The 16,184-nt window shown below is 70.9% G+C and carries 11 protein-coding genes; 8 read left to right on the top strand and 3 right to left on the bottom strand.

Going from position 1 to position 16,184, the window contains the following annotated elements:
* Positions 1–150 precede the first annotated feature (150 nt).
* Genes purL through LQF12_RS14310 form a run of 3 tightly spaced genes read left to right on the top strand, consistent with a single transcriptional unit; the run spans position 151 to position 4,124 of the window.
* Positions 151–2,466, top strand: coding sequence for a phosphoribosylformylglycinamidine synthase subunit PurL (purL, locus tag LQF12_RS14320; protein WP_231053574.1), 2,316 nt, complete (start codon positions 151–153; stop codon positions 2,464–2,466).
* Between the two features lie 31 nt (positions 2,467–2,497).
* A complete protein-coding gene (locus LQF12_RS14315) occupies positions 2,498–3,424 on the top strand; it encodes an aldose 1-epimerase family protein (RefSeq protein WP_231053573.1) in 927 nt (308 codons plus the stop codon).
* A gap of 4 nt (positions 3,425–3,428) precedes the next feature.
* Positions 3,429–4,124 (top strand): GNAT family N-acetyltransferase, encoded by a 696-nt coding sequence (locus tag LQF12_RS14310; protein WP_231053572.1) that lies wholly within the window; start codon positions 3,429–3,431, stop codon positions 4,122–4,124.
* On the opposite strand, the gene LQF12_RS14305 is transcribed toward LQF12_RS14310, so the two are convergent.
* A complete protein-coding gene (locus tag LQF12_RS14305) occupies positions 4,114–5,559 on the bottom strand; it encodes an MFS transporter (protein WP_231053571.1) in 1,446 nt (481 codons plus the stop codon). The genes LQF12_RS14310 and LQF12_RS14305 overlap by 11 nt on opposite strands.
* 130 nt (positions 5,560–5,689) lie before the next feature.
* Here LQF12_RS14305 and LQF12_RS14300 point away from each other — a divergent pair, with 130 nt between their 5' ends.
* Both LQF12_RS14300 and LQF12_RS14295 read left to right on the top strand, forming a co-directional pair.
* Positions 5,690–7,105: an NAD-dependent malic enzyme gene (locus LQF12_RS14300; RefSeq protein WP_231053570.1), complete on the top strand. Its 1,416-nt coding sequence runs from the start codon at positions 5,690–5,692 to the stop codon at positions 7,103–7,105.
* 136 nt (positions 7,106–7,241) lie between these two features.
* Complete coding sequence (locus LQF12_RS14295; RefSeq protein WP_231053569.1) at positions 7,242–11,858, top strand: ExeM/NucH family extracellular endonuclease; 4,617 nt, start codon at positions 7,242–7,244, stop codon at positions 11,856–11,858.
* 98 nt (positions 11,859–11,956) lie between these two features.
* Here LQF12_RS14295 and LQF12_RS14290 read toward each other — a convergent pair whose 3' ends face one another.
* Together LQF12_RS14290 and LQF12_RS14285 are read right to left on the bottom strand one after the other, a co-directional pair.
* Positions 11,957–13,021, bottom strand: a complete 1,065-nt coding sequence (locus LQF12_RS14290; RefSeq protein WP_231053568.1) for a fatty acid desaturase family protein — start codon at positions 13,019–13,021, stop codon at positions 11,957–11,959.
* 172 nt (positions 13,022–13,193) lie between these two features.
* Positions 13,194–13,397: a cold-shock protein gene (locus LQF12_RS14285; protein ID WP_089773186.1), complete on the bottom strand. Its 204-nt coding sequence runs from the start codon at positions 13,395–13,397 to the stop codon at positions 13,194–13,196.
* 245 nt (positions 13,398–13,642) lie between these two features.
* On the opposite strand from LQF12_RS14285, the gene LQF12_RS14280 reads away from it, so the two are divergent.
* The 3 genes from LQF12_RS14280 (at position 13,643) to LQF12_RS14270 (ending at position 16,135) form a co-directional block, all read left to right on the top strand.
* Positions 13,643–14,017 carry a sterol carrier family protein gene (locus LQF12_RS14280; RefSeq protein ID WP_231053567.1) on the top strand — a complete coding sequence of 125 codons (375 nt, stop codon included), beginning with the start codon at positions 13,643–13,645 and terminating at the stop codon, positions 14,015–14,017.
* 79 nt (positions 14,018–14,096) lie between these two features.
* A complete protein-coding gene (locus LQF12_RS14275; RefSeq protein WP_231053566.1) occupies positions 14,097–14,603 on the top strand; it encodes a hypothetical protein in 507 nt (168 codons plus the stop codon).
* On the top strand, positions 14,600–16,135 hold the full coding sequence (locus LQF12_RS14270) for an RNB domain-containing ribonuclease (protein ID WP_231053565.1): 1,536 nt from the start codon (positions 14,600–14,602) through the stop codon (positions 16,133–16,135). Before LQF12_RS14275 ends, LQF12_RS14270 begins: the two co-directional genes overlap by 4 nt.
* Positions 16,136–16,184 lie beyond the last annotated feature (49 nt).

Raw genomic sequence — 16,184 nt, 5'->3', positions numbered from 1 at the left:
CGGGGGACGACTACGGGCAGCACGCTACGCCCTCCCCCGTGCTCCGGTGCGATGGGGCGATCACGCCGGCCGGACCAGTAGAGTTGGAGCGCTTCCCGAGCGCCGCATGAGCCTGCCTGCCGGCGCCGCCCGCCTCGCGTGAGGATCGAGATGACCACCGCTGCCGCCGGTACCCCCGATACGGTCTCCAACGCCGCCGCCACCCCGGATGCCGAACTCCCTTACGCCGAGCTCGGGCTCAAGGGCGAGGAGTACGCGCGCATCGTCGACATCCTCGGCCGGCGCCCCACCGCGGCCGAGCTGGCCATGTACTCGGTGATGTGGTCCGAGCACTGCTCCTACAAGTCCTCCAAGAAGCACCTGAGCCAGTTCGGGGACAAAACCACCGAGGCGATGCGCGAGCACCTGCTGGTCGGGATCGGGCAGAACGCCGGCGTGGTCGACATCGGCGACGGCTGGGCGGTCACCTTCAAGGTGGAGTCGCACAACCACCCCAGCTTCGTCGAGCCCTACCAGGGTGCGGCCACCGGTGTGGGTGGGATCGTGCGCGACATCATCTCGATGGGTGCACGCCCGGTGGCGGTGATGGACCAGCTGCGCTTCGGCGCCATCGATCACCCGGACACCCAGCGCGTGGTGCACGGGGTGGTCTCCGGCGTCGGCGGCTACGGCAACTCCCTCGGCCTGCCGAACATCGGCGGGGAGACCGAGTTCGACGCCTCCTATCAGCGCAACCCGCTCGTCAACGCCCTCTGCGTGGGGGTGATGCGCCACGAGGACATCCACCTGGCCAACGCCGAGGGGGCCGGCAACAAGGTGGTGCTGTTCGGAGCCCGCACCGGTGGGGATGGTATCGGCGGCGCCTCGATCCTCGCCAGCGAGACCTTCGATGAGGACAAGCCCTCCAAGCGCCCGAGCGTGCAGGTGGGCGACCCCTTCATGGAGAAGGTGCTCATCGAGTGCTGCCTGGAGCTGTTCGCCGCCCGCGTGGTCGAGGGCATCCAGGACCTCGGCGCAGCCGGCATCTCCTGCGCCACCAGCGAGCTCGCCTCCAACGGCGACGGTGGCATGCACGTGGACCTGGAGAAGGTGCTGCTGCGCGATCCCACGCTGACGGCCGGCGAGATCCTGATGAGCGAGTCCCAGGAACGCATGATGGCGGTGGTCGCGCCGGACAAGCTCGAGCAGTTCCTCGCCATCACCTCCCGCTGGGACGTCGAGACCGCCGTGATCGGCGAGGTCACCGGCACCGGCCGGCTGACCATCGACCACCACGGACAGCGGATCGTGGACGTGGACCCCAAGACCGTGGCGCACGAGGGCCCGGTCTACGACCGCCCCTACGCCACGCCGGCCTGGCAGGACGTCCTCAACGCCGACGACGCGGCCAACCTCCCGCGCCCGGTCTCCCTCGAGGAGGTGCGTGAGCAGGCGCTGCGGCTGCTCACCTCGCCGAACCTGGCCTCCAAGTCCTGGGTCACCGACCAGTACGACCGGTACGTGCAGGGCAACACCGCGATGGCCCAGCCCGACGACGCGGGCGTGATCCGCGTGGACGAGGCCAGCGGTCTCGGGGTCGCGATCGCCACCGACGCCAACGGCCGCTACACCAAGCTCGACCCCTACACCGGGGCCCAGCAGGCGCTCGCGGAGGCCTACCGCAACGTCGCCACCGTGGGCGCACGGCCGGCGGCGGTCACCGACTGCCTCAACTTCGGCTCCCCGGAGGACCCGGACGCGATGTGGCAGCTGGTGCAGGCCATCACCGGCCTCGCCGACGCCTGCCAGGAGCTGGGTGTGCCGGTGACCGGCGGCAACGTCTCGCTGTACAACTCCACCCTGGCCGGAGAGGTCGGCCAGGGCCACATCGACGCCTCGATCAATCCCACCCCGGTGGTGGGTGTGCTGGGCGTGCTGGATGATGTCGCGCACGCCACGCCGTCGGGCTGGTCGCAGGCGGGGCGTGAGGTCTACCTGCTGGGGACCACGCGCACCGAGCTCTCCGGCTCGGTGTGGGCCGGCGTCATCCACGACCACCTCGGCGGGCGGCCCCCGGCAGTCGACCTCGACGCCGAGCGCGCCCTCGCCCGGGTGCTCGTGGACGCCGCCGCGGGCGGTCTGGCGCACGCCGCCCACGACCTGTCCTCCGGCGGTCTGATGCAGAGCCTGACCGACGCGGTGCTGCGCTACGGCGTGGGCGCCGGGCTGGACCTGGCCGAGCTCACCGGCCGTGACGGCATCGACCTGACCACGGCGCTGTTCGCCGAGTCCGGTGCGCGCGCCCTGATGGCGGTCAACGAGGGCCGCGAGCAGGACCTGCTGCGCCTCGCCGAGGCCCACGGGGTGCCGGTGTTGCGGTTGGGCACCACCCACGACGGCGATCTCACCCTGGGCGAGGGCCTCACGTTCACCGTGTCCGAGCTGCGCGAGGCCCATGAGGGCACCCTGCGCGAGTACTTCGCCTGAGCTGTTCGCGACCCGACAACGAGGAGAGATCGTGACCATCCCCGCCCTGCCCGGAACCGGTGAGTACCTGCTGCGCCACGGCGACCAGACCGCCGTGGTGGTCGAGACCGGGGGAGGGCTGCGCGAGTACGCCGTGGGCGGAGCCGAGATCGTGGCCGGGTACCCGGCGGAGACGGTGTGCGTGAGTGCCCGCGGCCAGTGGCTGGTGCCCTGGCCCAACCGGATCTCCGGCGCTCGCTACAGCTACGACGGTGCCGAGCACCTGCTGCCGGTGGACGACCCGGACGCCGACAACGCCATCCACGGGCTCGCTCGCTGGCTGCCGTTCCAGGTGGTCGACCGTGCCGAGCAGGACTGGATCGAGCTCGGTGCGGTGCTGCCGGCCCGGGCCGGGTACCCCTGGTCGCTGACGATGAACGTGCGCTGGGAGCTGGGCGAGTCCGGCCTGACGTCGACCCTGACGGTGCGCAACACCGGGATGGGTGTGGCTCCGTTCGGCGCCGGCACCCACCCGTACCTGCACGCGGGCGAGCCGGGCACGTTGGTCGACGAGGCCGAGCTGACGCTGGGCGCCCGGACCGTGCTCACCGGGGACCGCAGCATCCTGACCGAGCGCGCGCCCCTCGCCGAGCATCCCGAGCACGACTTCCGCAGCGGCCGGCGCATCGGCGATCACCAGTTCGTGCTCTACACCGATCTCGACCGCGACGACGAGGGCAACGCGCACACGGTGCTCGACCGCGCCGACGGCCTCCGGGTGGACCTGTGGCAGGACCAGGCGTGGCCGTTCGTGCTCCTCTACAGCGCCGACGGCGTGAGTGAGCAGGAGGGGCGCCGCGCCTCGCTCGCGGTGGAGCCGATGACCTGCCCGGCCGATGCGTTCCACTCCGGTGACGGTCTGCTCGAGCTCGCACCCGGGGACGTCTTCACCGGCGCCTGGGGGATCCGTGTCGGCTGAGGCGGTGGTCTCCTCGCACTGGGACGACACCTTCGCGGGGAGGGTGCACCACCGCGGCCCCGACGTGCTGATCGTGGAACGGACGCCCGAGCACACCGACGGGGTGCTGCTGGAGGAGCGGAGCAGGCTGCGCCTCGCCCTGACCGGGCCGCAGCTGGCGCTGCTGGGCCCCGCGGCGGGCGCCTCGGCGGCGGACGTGCAGGCCCTGATCGCGGACTCACCCCTGAGCGTGGACGATCCCGGCCTGGTGCACTACCTGGCGCCGGAACGTGCGAGCGCGCTGAGTTCGGCCCCGCCGCCGGAGCCGGCGCAGGTGCGCGTGCTCGGTGAGCAGGACCGGGCGGGGTTCGAGGAACTGCTCGCCGGCGTCCCCGAGGACGAGCAGGAGGAGGCCGAGGTCGATCTCGACGACTGGCTCGTGCTCGGCGCCTTCGAGGGCGACCGGCTCGTGGCGGTGACCAGCAGCTATCTGCAGACCGAGGACATCGCCGACATCGGCGTGCTCACGGTGCCCGACGCCCGCCGCCGGGGGCATGGCCTTCGGCTGGTGGCGGCCACCTGCCGGCAGCTGCTGCACCGGGGCGTGGTCCCGCAGTACCGCGCCGATCCCGCGAACGGGCGCTCCCTGGAGCTGGCGCGGGCGGCCGGATTCGTCGCGTTCGGCTCGTGGGCCACGGTTCTCGGTCCCCCTACGTCGTGACCTCATCGCTGCGTCGTCGCCGACCGTCCACGACGGCGACCACGAGCGCGAGCAGCAGCACGCCGATGACCACCCGCAGGCCGACGGACATGGCTTCGCCGTAGTCGCCGGAGGCGGCCAGGGTGATGAAGAACAGCGACCCCGACGCCGCCACCCCCACCGAGGTGCCCACTCGCTGGCCGGTCTGCAGCGCACCCCCGGCCACTCCCGCCTGGTCCACGGGCACGTCGGCGAGTGCGAGCGCCTGGTTGGGCGAGATGACGATGCCGTTGCCGAACCCCGAGACCATCAGGACCCCGGCCAGCCACCAGGCCACCTGGGGCCCGTCGATGAGGACCACGAGGACGTCGGCGGCGATCACCCCCGCGATCATCAGCGTGATGCCTCCGGTGACCAGGCGGCGCCCGGCTCGGGCGACCCAGCGGCCACCGAGCCAGCTCGAGACGGCGCCGGCGAGTGCGAACGGGGTGAGCACCAGCCCGGCCTGCCAGGCCGCCAGCTCCAGCCCCGATTGCAGGTAGAGCGTGGCGAGCAGGAAGATGCCGGTGAAACCGCCGAAGTAGAGCATGCCGATGGTCGCGCCACGGGTGTAGGACGGCGTGCGCAGCAGGGCGCGGGTGATGACGGGATGTCCGCCCGCGCGTTCGTAGCGGCGCTCCCACCACAGGAAGGCGGCACCGGCGGCGAGGCTCACGGCGAGCAGCCACCAGGGAGCCTCTGCGGGGCCGCCGCCCTCGGAGGACTCCAGGAACGGGAGCATGAAGGCCAGCACCGTCACTCCCAGCAGCCCCAGCCCGACGACGTCGATCCCGACTCTGCGGTCGGTGGGCTCGACCCGCGGCAGCAGCCGCCATGCCAGCACCAGCACCACGACGCCGACCGGGACGTTGACCCAGAAGACGGCCCGCCAGCCCTGCTCGGCGCCGAACAGCGCGATCAGCGCGCCGCCGAGCAGTGGGCCGATCGCGGTGGAGATGCCGACGGTGGCTCCGAACATCCCGAAGGCGCGGCCGCGCTCGGGGCCCCGGAACAGCTCCTGGATGAGCGCGATCACCTGCGGGTTGAGCGTGCCGGCCGCCACCCCCTGCAGCACGCGGCCGACCGCCAGGAGCTCCGCGCTGGGTGCGGCCCCGCACAGCGCCGAGGTCAGCGCGAACAGCGTGACCCCGATCAGGAACATCCGGCGTCGCCCGAACAGGTCGCCCAGGCGGCCGGCGGGCACCAGCACCAGGCCGAACGCGAGGGTGTAGCCCGCGACGATCCACTGCACCTCGGCCGGGTCCGCCTCGAGCGCTCCCTCGATCGAGGGCAGCGCGACGTTGACGATGGAGACGTCGAGCAGTGTCAGGAAGCCTGCGGCGAGGCAGACCGCGAAGGCGGACCAGCGCCGTCGGGAATCGTGTTCCTCGGGGGGCGAGTCGGAGGCGGACGGCACGGGCTCAGGTTTATCACGCGTGTGCCCCCGGCGGCGGGTGCGTCCGTGCGGCAGAATGCCAGCAGACCGCGACATGCGAGCACCAGGTGCGCAACGATGCGTACCGCCCGACGGAAGGTTCACAGCCACGATGACTACCCCCAGCGTCAGCTACTCGATCACGGTCCGGCTGGAGATGCCCGCGCAGCCCTCGGCGGTGAGCACGATCACCACCACGGTCGAGCGTGCCGGCGGTGTGGTCACGGCGGTCGACGTCTCGGCCTCGGGCGTGGACCGCCTGCAGGTGGACGTCACCTGCGCCACGGGTGGCGAGGACGACGCCAAACACATCGTGGACGCCTTGGGTGACATCGACGGCGTCACCATCGGTCGGGTCTCGGACCGGACCTTCCTTGCCCACCTGGGTGGCAAGATCGAGATCCAGCCGAAGATGCAGATCCGCCACCGTGATGATCTGTCGTTGATCTACACCCCCGGGGTGGGTCGGGTGAGCCAGCAGCTGGCCGCGCACCCGGAGGACGCGGTGCGCCTGACCATCAAGCGCAACACCGTGGCCGTGGTCACCGACGGTTCGGCGGTGCTCGGGCTGGGGAACATCGGCCCGACGGCGGCCCTGCCGGTGATGGAGGGCAAGGCGGCGCTGTTCAAGCGGTTCTCGGGGATCGACGCCTTTCCGATCTGCCTGGACACCCAGGACGTGGACGAGATCGTCCGGACCGTGAAGATCATCGCGCCGGTCTTCGCCGGCATCAACCTCGAGGACATCTCGGCGCCCCGGTGCTTCGAGATCGAGGCGCGGCTGCGCGAGGAGCTCGACATCCCGGTCTTCCACGACGATCAGCACGGGACGGCGATCGTGGCACTGGCAGCGCTGCAGAACGCCCTCAAGGTGGTGGGCAAGCGCATCGAGGACGTGCGCATCGTCCAGTCCGGCGCCGGAGCGGCCGGGTCGGCGATCCTGCGGCTGATGCTGGCCGCCGGGGCCAAGCACGTGGTGGCCTGTGACATCGACGGCGTCATCCACCCGGGCCGGGAGGGCCTCGACGCGTCGTTGCGGTGGATCGCCGAGGCCACCGAGGGGGAGCAGTACCCGGGCACGCTGCGCGACGCGATCGTCGGCGCCGACGTGTTCATCGGCGTCTCCGCGCCCAATCTGCTCACCGAGGCCGATGTGGCCGGGATGGCCGAGCGCTCGATCGTGTTCGCGATGGCGAACCCGCTGCCGGAGATCGACCCGGCGATCGCGACCCGTCACGCGGCGGTGGTGGCGACCGGGCGCAGCGATTTCGCCAACCAGATCAACAACGTGCTCGCCTTCCCGGGGGTGTTCCGCGGGCTGCTGGACGGGCGCTCCACCCGGATCACCGACGAGATGCTGCTGGCCGCGGCGACGGCCCTGGCCGAGGTGGTCACCCCGGAGGAGCTCAACGCCACCTACATCGTGCCGAGCGTGTTCCACCAGCATCTGCACGGCGCGATCGCCGCTGCGGTGCGGGCCGCGGCGGAGGCGGACAGCGAGTCGAGGGCGTCGGTCACGCGCAGCTGAGCGGAGGGTGCCTGCGCCCTGGATGACGAGCAGGTGACGGTCTGGGGAATTCTTCCTCCCGGACCGCTTTCGGGGTGCCCGGGTGTGGGTGGTGCCGGTTACGTTTCGAGAGCCCCCGAGACTCGAAGGAAGTCCCATGCCCGTATCCCCCCGTCTGACCCGACCGCTGGTGGCGGTGACATCCGCGGCCGTGCTCGGCCTCGGTATCGCCGCCCCGGCCGCGGCCGTCTCGGCCGTTCCCGGCCCGGCGCCCCGCCTGATCAGCACCGGCGACATCTTCATCAGCGAGCTGCACTACGACAACGCCGGCACCGACGAAGGTGAGGCGATCGAGATCCAGGCGCCCGTCGGCACCGACCTGACCGGGTGGAGCCTCGAGCTCTACAACGGCAGCAATTCGCAGGTCTACGACGCCCGCACGCTCGAGGGCACCGTGAACGAGGGTGACGGCGTTGCCGGCGTGCTCGTGGCCGAGTACCCGTCCAACGGGATCCAGAACGGCGAGGAAGACGGGATCGCCCTGATCGACGCCGAGGGCACCGTCGTGGAGTTCCTCTCCTACGAGGGAGTGCTGACCGCCGCGGGCGGTGCTGCGGAGGGGATGACGAGCACCGACATCGGTGTCGAGCAGTCCAACAGCACACCGATCGGCCTGTCGCTGCAGCGCATCGACGGCACCTGGACCGGGCCGCTGGAGGAGACCTTCGGGGCCGTCAACGGCTCCGACGGCGGGGACCCCGATCCGGACCCGGATCCGGACCCAGATCCCGAGGTCCCGGCCGAGGACACCCACAGCATCGCGCAGATCCAGGGCACGGGTGTCGAGAGCGAGCTCGTCGGCCAGACGGTCACCACCAGCGGCGTGGTCACCGCGGCCTACCCTGCCACCGCTGCCTACCCCGAGGGCAACTTCAACGGCTACTACATTCAGACCCCCGGCACCGGCGGCGCGGTCGACCCGGCGAGCATCACAGCGTCCGAGGCCATCTTCGTCTACTCCCCCAGCACGGCCGGTCAGGTCGCGATCGGTGACTACGTCCGGGTGCAGGGAGCGGTCGGCGAGTACGACCCGGACCCGCAGGCCGGTCTGGAATACGGTGCCAGCACCCAGATCACGGTCGGGAGCGGGGGGCTGGAGATCCTCGAGACCGAGACCGACCCGGTCCTGCCGATCGAGGACTTCACCATGCCGGCCACCGACGCCGAGCGCGAGACCCTCGAGGGCATGCTCGTCGCTCCCGTGGCCGACTACGTCGTCTCAGACACCTATGGGCTCGGCGGCTGGGGCCGGACTGCTTTCGGCACCGTCGGGCTCGGCCTCAACGGTCCGCTCGTGCAGGAGACTGACGTCGCCGCTCCGGGAACCGCCGAGTACGACGCTGCGGTCGCCGACAACGCGGCCCGCGCCGTCACCCTGGACGACGGGCGGTCGGCTCGAACGGAGGACAACGAGGAGGTCCCGTACCTGACCGGGAACCCGGACCTGCGCACCGGCGTGGCGGTGGAGTTCCACGAGCCGGTGATCGTCGATCACCGCTACCAGTGGAACTTCCAGCCCACCGAGCCGGTCACCGGCACCGCCGATGACCTGGTGACCTTCGCCGGTGGTAATACTCAGGCCGCGAACGCCACCCCGGCCGACGTCGGCGGCGACCTGGTGCTCGCCACCTTCAACGTACTCAACTACTTCACCACCCTCGGTGAGGACGTGCCCGGCTGTGGCTCCTACGACGACCGCGAGGGCAACCCCCTCACGGTCAACCGCTGCCAGCCCGACGACGGCCCCCGCGGCGCGTGGAACGTCGAGAACCTCGAGCGCCAGCAGGCCAAGATCGTCGAGGCGATCAACGGCCTCGACGCCGATGTCGTCTCCCTCGAGGAGATCGAGAACTCGGTGAAGTTCGGTGACGATCGCGATGCCTCGCTCGCCGCGCTCGTCGAGGCGCTCAACGCCGACGCCGGAGCGGACCGCTGGGCCTATGCGACCTCGCCGTCCGAGCTGCCGTCGCTCGCGGACCAGGACGTCATTCGCAACGCCTTCATCTACAACCCCGCCACGGTGGAGCTCGCCGGGGACTCGGTCGTGCTCGTCGACGACCCGGCGTTCGACAACGCCCGCGAGCCGCTCGCGCAGGCGTTCACCGCGGTCGGGACGGACTACTCCTTCGTGGCCGTGACCAACCACTTCAAGTCCAAGGGTGGCGACTGCGGGGATCTGCCGCAGGGCTGCTTCGAGGGCGACCGGGTCGACCAGGCCGAGGCCCTGACCGCGTTCGCTGAGGACGTGGCCGACGAGGCCGGTGTCGAGGACATCTTCCTGACCGGTGACTTCAACTCTTACAGCGCCGAACTGCCGGCCCTGGCCATCGAGGACGCCGGGTACACCAACCTCAACAACGGTGAGACCACCTACGTCTTCGACGGCAAGGTCGGCTCGCTCGACCACATCTACGCCAACGACACCGCCGCCGAGCGGGTCACCGGTGCCGACATCTGGAGCATCAACTCGCCCGAGTCGGTGCTCGCGGAGTATTCGCGCTACAACTACTTCGCCAGTGAGCACGTCCAGCCGGGGACCCAGTTCCGGGCCTCCGACCACGACCCGATCCTGGTCGGGATCGACGTGCCGGACGTCACCGACACCCTGGTGGACCTGCAGATCCTCTCGATCAACGACTTCCACGGCCGCATCGAGGCCAATGGGCAGTCGGCGGGTGCCGCCGTGCTCGCGTGCGCGGTGGACTCCTACCGGGCCGAGAACGAGAACACGCTGTTCGTCTCCGCCGGTGACAACATCGGTGCCTCGACGTTCACCTCGTTCATCCAGGACGACCAGCCCACCATCGATGTGCTGAACATGATGGGCCTGGACGTCTCCGCCCTGGGCAACCACGAGTTCGACCGCGGTCAGGACGACGTGACCGACCGGGTCATCCCGGCGTCGGACTTCCCGCTACTCGGGGCGAACATCGTGGACGAGACCGGCGAGCCGGCCTTCGACCCGTACTGGATCACCGAGACCGGTGGCGTCTCCGTCGGCTTCATCGGCGTCCTCACCGAGAACATGCCCACGCTGGTCTCCCCGGCCGGCATCGAGGGCCTGACGTTCACCGACATGGGCGAGGCGGCCAACCGCTACGCCGAGCAGCTCTCCGACGGTGACGAGTCCAACGGTGAGGCCGATGTGATCGTCGTCCTCGCCCACGAGGGCGCACCGGGCGGCGAGCTCTCCAGCGCCGACGGCTCGCCGTTCGGTGACCTGGTGGCCGGCGCGCACGAGGAGATCGACGCGATCCTCTCGGGCCACACCCACCAGACCTACACCCACGACGTCGACGGCATGTGGGTCACCCAGGCCCGCCAGTACGGCGAGCTGCTCGGCCAGCTCGAGCTGACGGTGGACCCCACCACCGGTGAGGTCGTGGCGAGCCAGGCGCAGAACGTGGACCTGGTGCCGGTGGTCGGCGACGCCGACGAGGGCATCGAGCGCGAGGAGTTCTGCGCCGGTGACCCGGACGTGCAGGATGTCGTGGACGACGCGGTGGACGTGGCCGAGGAGCTCGGAAGTGTCCCGCTCGGCGAGGTGACGGCGGATCTCAACCGCGCCGTCGGGACCTCGGGCGAGCCGGGCTCCAACCGGGCCGGTGAGTCGACTCTCGGCAACTTCGTCTCCGACGTGCAGCTCTGGGCCGCGCAGCGGACCAACCCGGGCACGCAGATCGCGTTCATGAACCCGGGTGGGCTGCGCGACGACCTGCGCTACGACGCCGACGGCGACGAGGGTGCCGGGGTGGTCACCTACGCGGAGGCCGCCGGTGTGCAGCCGTTCGCCAACACGCTGGTCACGATGGACCTGACCGGTGCTCAGATCGCCGAGCTGCTCGAGCAGCAGTGGCGCCTGGACGGTGACGCCGAGACCAAGCTCCACCTGGGCGTCTCGGCAGGATTCAGCTACGTCTACGACCCGAGCGCCCCGCTCGGGGAGCGGATCGTGGGCATGAGCCTCGACGGCATGCCGATCGACCCCGACGGCGTGTACACGATCGTGACGAACTCCTTCCTCGCCGCGGGTGGGGACGGGTTCAGTGTGTTCACCGAGGGTGCCTCGACCGCCGACTCCGGTCAGGTGGACCTGGCGGCGATGGTGGACTACTTCGACGAGGTCGGGACGGTCTCTCCCGACTACGGCCAGCGCGCCGTGGCGGCCACCTGGGTCTCGGACCCGGCGGCCGTCTACAGGCCGGGCGAGGAGATCGCCGTCGACGTCGCCTCGTTCGTCTTCTCCACGGGCGAGCCGGTGCCGGAGGCACTGGAGACTTCGCTCGGCGGCGTCACGACCGAGCCGGCGGCCCTCGACGCGACCCCGGTGGACGGGACCGACCTCGTCGGCAGCGCCGAGGTGCGGGTCACCGTGCCCGAGGTGTTCGGCGTCGCCGGTGGTCAGGGCGACCGTCAGGCCGCCGGGGGCGACGACGTCAGTGTCGTCGACCTCGTGGTCACCGATCCGGTCAATGGCACCGAACTGGTGCTCGAGGTGCAGGTGGCTTCGCAGGCGGGTGCCGGTGACGACGGCTCCGATGGGTCCGATGGCACTGATGGCTCCGATGGTGCCGGCGGGTCCGATGGCTCCGACGGCGATCTGGCCGAGACGGGAGCGAGCGGGATGTGGACGCTCGTGCTCATCGCCCTCGGCCTTGCCATGACAGGCGGCGTGGTGATGATCATGCGGCGCAGGGCGGCCGCGCGGGGCTGATCCCTGACATACAGATGCCCCGGGCCCTCACAGGGTCCGGGGCATCTGTATGTCAGCCGGGTGAGCGTGGCCGCCACCGCGCGGGTGGGGCCTCCTGCTCAGCGGTACGCCGCCACCAGCGGGCAGGTGAAGGTGTCGCGGACGCCGAGACCGACGTCGTTGAGGTGGCGCACGACGATGCCGTAGGAGCGGAACAGGTTCGTCTGGGTGTAGTCGACCTTGTGCTCGGCACAGAACTGACGCACCAGTGGTGCGACCGTGCGCAGGTGCGGGCGGGGCATGTTCGGGAACAGGTGGTGCTCCACCTGGAAGTTCAGCCCGCCCATCGCGGTGTCCACCCAGCGGCCGCCGGTGATGTTGCGGCTCATCAGCACCTGACGGCGCAGGAAGTCCAGGCGCATGTCCTTGGGCATCACGGGCATACCGACGTGGTTGGGTGCGAACGAGGCGCCCATGTAGACGCCGAAGACGGCGAGCTGGACGCCGAGGAATGCTCCGGCGATCCCGGGGGAGAGCACCAGGAACAGGAAGACCGGGAAGGCGATGAGCCGGATCGCCAGGAAGACGATCTCCACCGTGCGGCGCTTCAGCGGCGCGCGCCCGAGCACTCTCTTGGTGCTCGTCACGTGCAGGTCCAGGCCCTCCAGCAGCAGCATGGGGAAGAAGAACCACCCCTGGCGCTTGAGGAACCAGTCGATGGCCGGGTGCCGGCGGCGTTCGTCGGCCTGCTCGGGGGTGAAGGTCACGTAGGGCAGGTCGATGTCCGGGTCCGAGCCACGCTTGTTGGGATTGGCGTGGTGCTTGGAGTGCTTGCCCTGCCACCAGCCGTGGCTGAGGCCGACGAACAGGTTGGCCAGGACGAGCGCGGTCCAGTCGTTCCACTTGCCGGAGGTGAAGATCTGCTTGTGGGCGGCGTCGTGGCCGAGGAAGGCGATCTGCGTCATCACAGCGCCCATCACGGCGGCCAGCGCCAGCAGCCACCAGCTGCTGCCGATGAGGACGATCGCGGCGATGATCGCCGCCAGCGCCAGGGCGGCGCCGATCAGGCGAGGCCAGTAGTAGTCGTAACGGCGGCGGAGCAGGCCGCTCTCGCGGACCTGCTTGGTCAGCGCACTGAACTGGCTGACGTAGGCGTCGCGTGGGCGTTCGGCGGTGGCGGTCATCGCACACCCCTTTCGCATGGTGATGGGGTGTGCTGGCACCCGGTGATGGTGGTGAGAAGTATTGACCGGGTCAGCGAGATCCGGGCCGGAAACGACGACCGGCCGCCGTCGGACGTACCAACGGCGGCCGGGTCGTGCAGTGAGCTCCGCTGGGGAGCGTCCTGCGCTAGTTTCAGAGCGGGCGGATGTTCGACGCCTGGGGGCCCTTCGGGCCCTGGGTCACCTCGAACTCGACGCGCTGGTTGTCCTCGAGCGAGCGGTAGCCGTCAGCCTGGATGGCCGAGTAGTGCGCGAACACATCGGCGGACCCGTCCTCGGGGGCGATGAAGCCGAACCCCTTCTCAGAGTTGAACCACTTCACGGTGCCTACGGTCATGCGTTTCTCCATCATTCAGAGTTCGAACCCGACTGTCGGGTCCGAATCAGCCACGGTGCCGGCGTCAACTCTTCTTGGTGAAGAAAAACGCCCCGAGCCTTGCAAGGCTGGGGCGTCCGACGTGCGATTCACTGCAACCATGTTTGAGCCTACAACACTTCGGCCGGTTTGTGGGGGTGGAGTCCCACCGTTCTCCGAGAGCGAAGTCTGCTGCGCCGGGAGCGGCCCCGGTAGCATCGGCGTCCGTGGCCCGACGACGCATCGATCCGACCGACGGTGAGGCCGCGGTGAGCCGGTGGCGTGCCGCTGACGCCGACCGTGCCGACCGTGCCGTGCTGACGCTGGCCGTGCGCTACGCGCTGCAGACTCTCGGTGACCGGGCTCCCGGGCACTCGGTCGAGGTCCGGGTACCGCCGGCGGGCGTCGTGCAGGTGGTCGAGGGGTTGCGGCACACCCGTGGCACCCCGCCGAACGTCGTCGAGACCGATCCCCGGACGTTCCTCGCCCTCGCCACCGGAGACCTGACCTGGGAGGAGGCCCGCGCCACCGGCGCCGTCTCCGCCTCGGGCTCGCGCGCCGATCTCGGTGAGCTGCTGCCGTTGTGGCCTCATGCGGGCTGACGGCGGTGCACGCCGGCGGGCCGTGGCTGGACGTCGAGCAGGAGCCGACCGCGGCCGGCGCTCGTCCTAGAGTGGTCCGGTGAGCACCCACGAGCCGCATGAGCGTGACGGCGTCGCTGAGCCCGGCCCTGAGAGCCACGGCCTTGAGCACCAGGATTCCGAACAGACCGCTCCTGACGAGGCCGGACCCGAACAGACCGGCCCCGGCGAGTCCAGCGCTGACGACACCAGCACCCAGGTCGCCGGCTTCGGTGAGATCGGTGACGAGGAGCCGGGCGCCGAGGTCGAGGACGCGGTCGAGGACGACGATCCAGTCCGCGCCGCCGGCGGCGAGACCGGCGAGGAGCGCCGGATCGTGGAGTCCCTCGACCGCTCGCGGGTGCGGCGTGCACCGCGCTATCGCAACTTCGCCGTGCTGGGCGGGCTGATCGGTGTGGTCCTCGCCGCCATCGTGACGCCCTTCGCCGACTCCACGCAGTACCTGGGCCACGGTGGCCTGTTCGTGGTGGTGGCCCTGACCCTGGCGCCGGTCGGGATTCTGCTCGCCTGCCTCACCGCGCTGCTCCTCGACCGGCGGGCCCGATGACCATACCGGCGCAGCGACGCCGGGTCCGGCTCTCCGCAGCCGCCGAGCACGCCGTCCATCCGCTGCTGCAGCGCATCCGCACGGAGCAGCGCGTGCCCGGACCCTTCAGCGAGGCGGCGATCGCCGAAGCCGAGCGGGCAGCGGCTGAGGGTAGCGACGCCGGCCTCGACCTGACCGACGTGCCGTTCCTGACGATCGACCCGCCCGGTGCGCGCGATCTCGACCAGGCGATGCATCTGTCCCGCGCCGAGCATGGGTACCTCGTGCAGTACGCGATCGCCGATCCTGCGTCCTTCGTGCGGCCCGGCGGCGCCCTGGACGCCGAGCTCGCAGACCGCGGTGTCACCTTCTACGGTCCGGACGGCTCGATCGCGCTCCACCCGCAGGTGCTCTCCGAGGAGGCCGCGAGCCTGCTGGCCGGCCGGAGGCGGCCCGCGTGCGTCTGGCAGATCCGGCTCGACGGCGACGGCGCGCTGGTCGAGGCGCAGGTGCACCGGGCGCAGGTGCGCAGCCGCGCGCAGCTGGACTACCGGGAGGCCGATCGCCGGATCGCCTCGGCGGGCGGCGCCCCGGCCGACGAACTGGACCAGGTGCTGGTGCTCCTGCGTGAGATCGGGCAGTTGCGGCTCGCGCAGGAACGTGCCCGGGGTGGGGCGTCGCTGGCGATCCGCGAGCAGGAGGTGGTGGCTACCGAGGGTGGGTACCGGCTCGTCCAGCGCGCGCAGCTCGACGTTGAGGAGTGGAACGCGCAGATCTCGCTGCTCACCGGGATCGCCGCGGCTGGTCTCATGCGCACCGCCGGCGTGGGGATCCTGCGGACGCTCCCGCCGGCCGACCCGGAGGATGTGGCACGGGTGCGCCGGGCGGCTCGCGGCCTGGGTATCGAGTGGCCGCAGGGCCGGCCCTACGGTGAGGTGCTCTCCGGGCTCGACTCCGCGGTGCCCGCGCACGCGGCGTTCCTGCAGGAAGCCACCAGCCTCTTCCGCGGTGCGGGGTATGTCACCTTCGACAGCACCGGCGACGCCGAGACCGGCACACCACCGCCGTCCCCGCACTCGGCGATCGCTGCGGAGTACGCACACGTCACCGCGCCGCTTCGGCGCCTCGTGGACCGGTACGGTCTCGAGATCTGCCTCGCGGCGAGCGCCGGCACTGTGGTGCCCGAGTGGGTGCGCGAGGCGCTCCCGGACCTGCCTGGGGTGATGGGGCGGGCGGCCCAGCGCTCGTCCGCCTACGAGCGTGCCTGCGTGAACGCCGTCGAGGCGGTGCTGCTGCAGGGCCGCGTCGGGCAGGTCTTCGAGGGCGTGATCGTGGCGGTGGATGCCCCCGACGGCGACGCCTCCGACGGCGCAGCTTCCGACGGTCCCGAGGGTTCCGCCGGGGCGCAGGTCCAGCGCGGCACGGTCGTGCTCACCGAGCCGGCCGTGCGTGCCGAGGTCACCGGCGCGGGCCTCCCGCTGGGCGAGCTGGTCCGGGTGCGCGTGTCCGAGGTCGACGTCGAGTCCCGGCGGGTGAGGTTCTCGCTGGCGTGAGCGGTGCCACGCCGTCGATCCGGGGGACGTACGCGTGCGCGCTGGACGC

This window comes from Ruania suaedae, from assembly GCF_021049265.1.
GTDB classification, from domain to species: Bacteria; Actinomycetota; Actinomycetes; order Actinomycetales; family Beutenbergiaceae; genus Ruania; species Ruania suaedae.
The sequence above is the reverse complement of the archived record's forward strand: the minus strand, read 5'-3'. Positions and strand labels throughout refer to the sequence as shown.

Coding starts and splice junctions, on each gene's coding strand:
- purL (WP_231053574.1), top strand. CDS start 151: ATGACCACCGCTGCCGCCGGTACCCCCGATACGGTCTCCAACGCCGCC.
- LQF12_RS14300 (WP_231053570.1), top strand. CDS start 5,690: ATGACTACCCCCAGCGTCAGCTACTCGATCACGGTCCGGCTGGAGATG.
- LQF12_RS14295 (WP_231053569.1), top strand. CDS start 7,242: ATGCCCGTATCCCCCCGTCTGACCCGACCGCTGGTGGCGGTGACATCC.
- LQF12_RS14290 (WP_231053568.1), bottom strand. CDS start 13,021: ATGACCGCCACCGCCGAACGCCCACGCGACGCCTACGTCAGCCAGTTC.
- LQF12_RS14285 (WP_089773186.1), bottom strand. CDS start 13,397: ATGACCGTAGGCACCGTGAAGTGGTTCAACTCTGAGAAGGGGTTCGGC.
- LQF12_RS14270 (WP_231053565.1), top strand. CDS start 14,600: ATGACCATACCGGCGCAGCGACGCCGGGTCCGGCTCTCCGCAGCCGCC.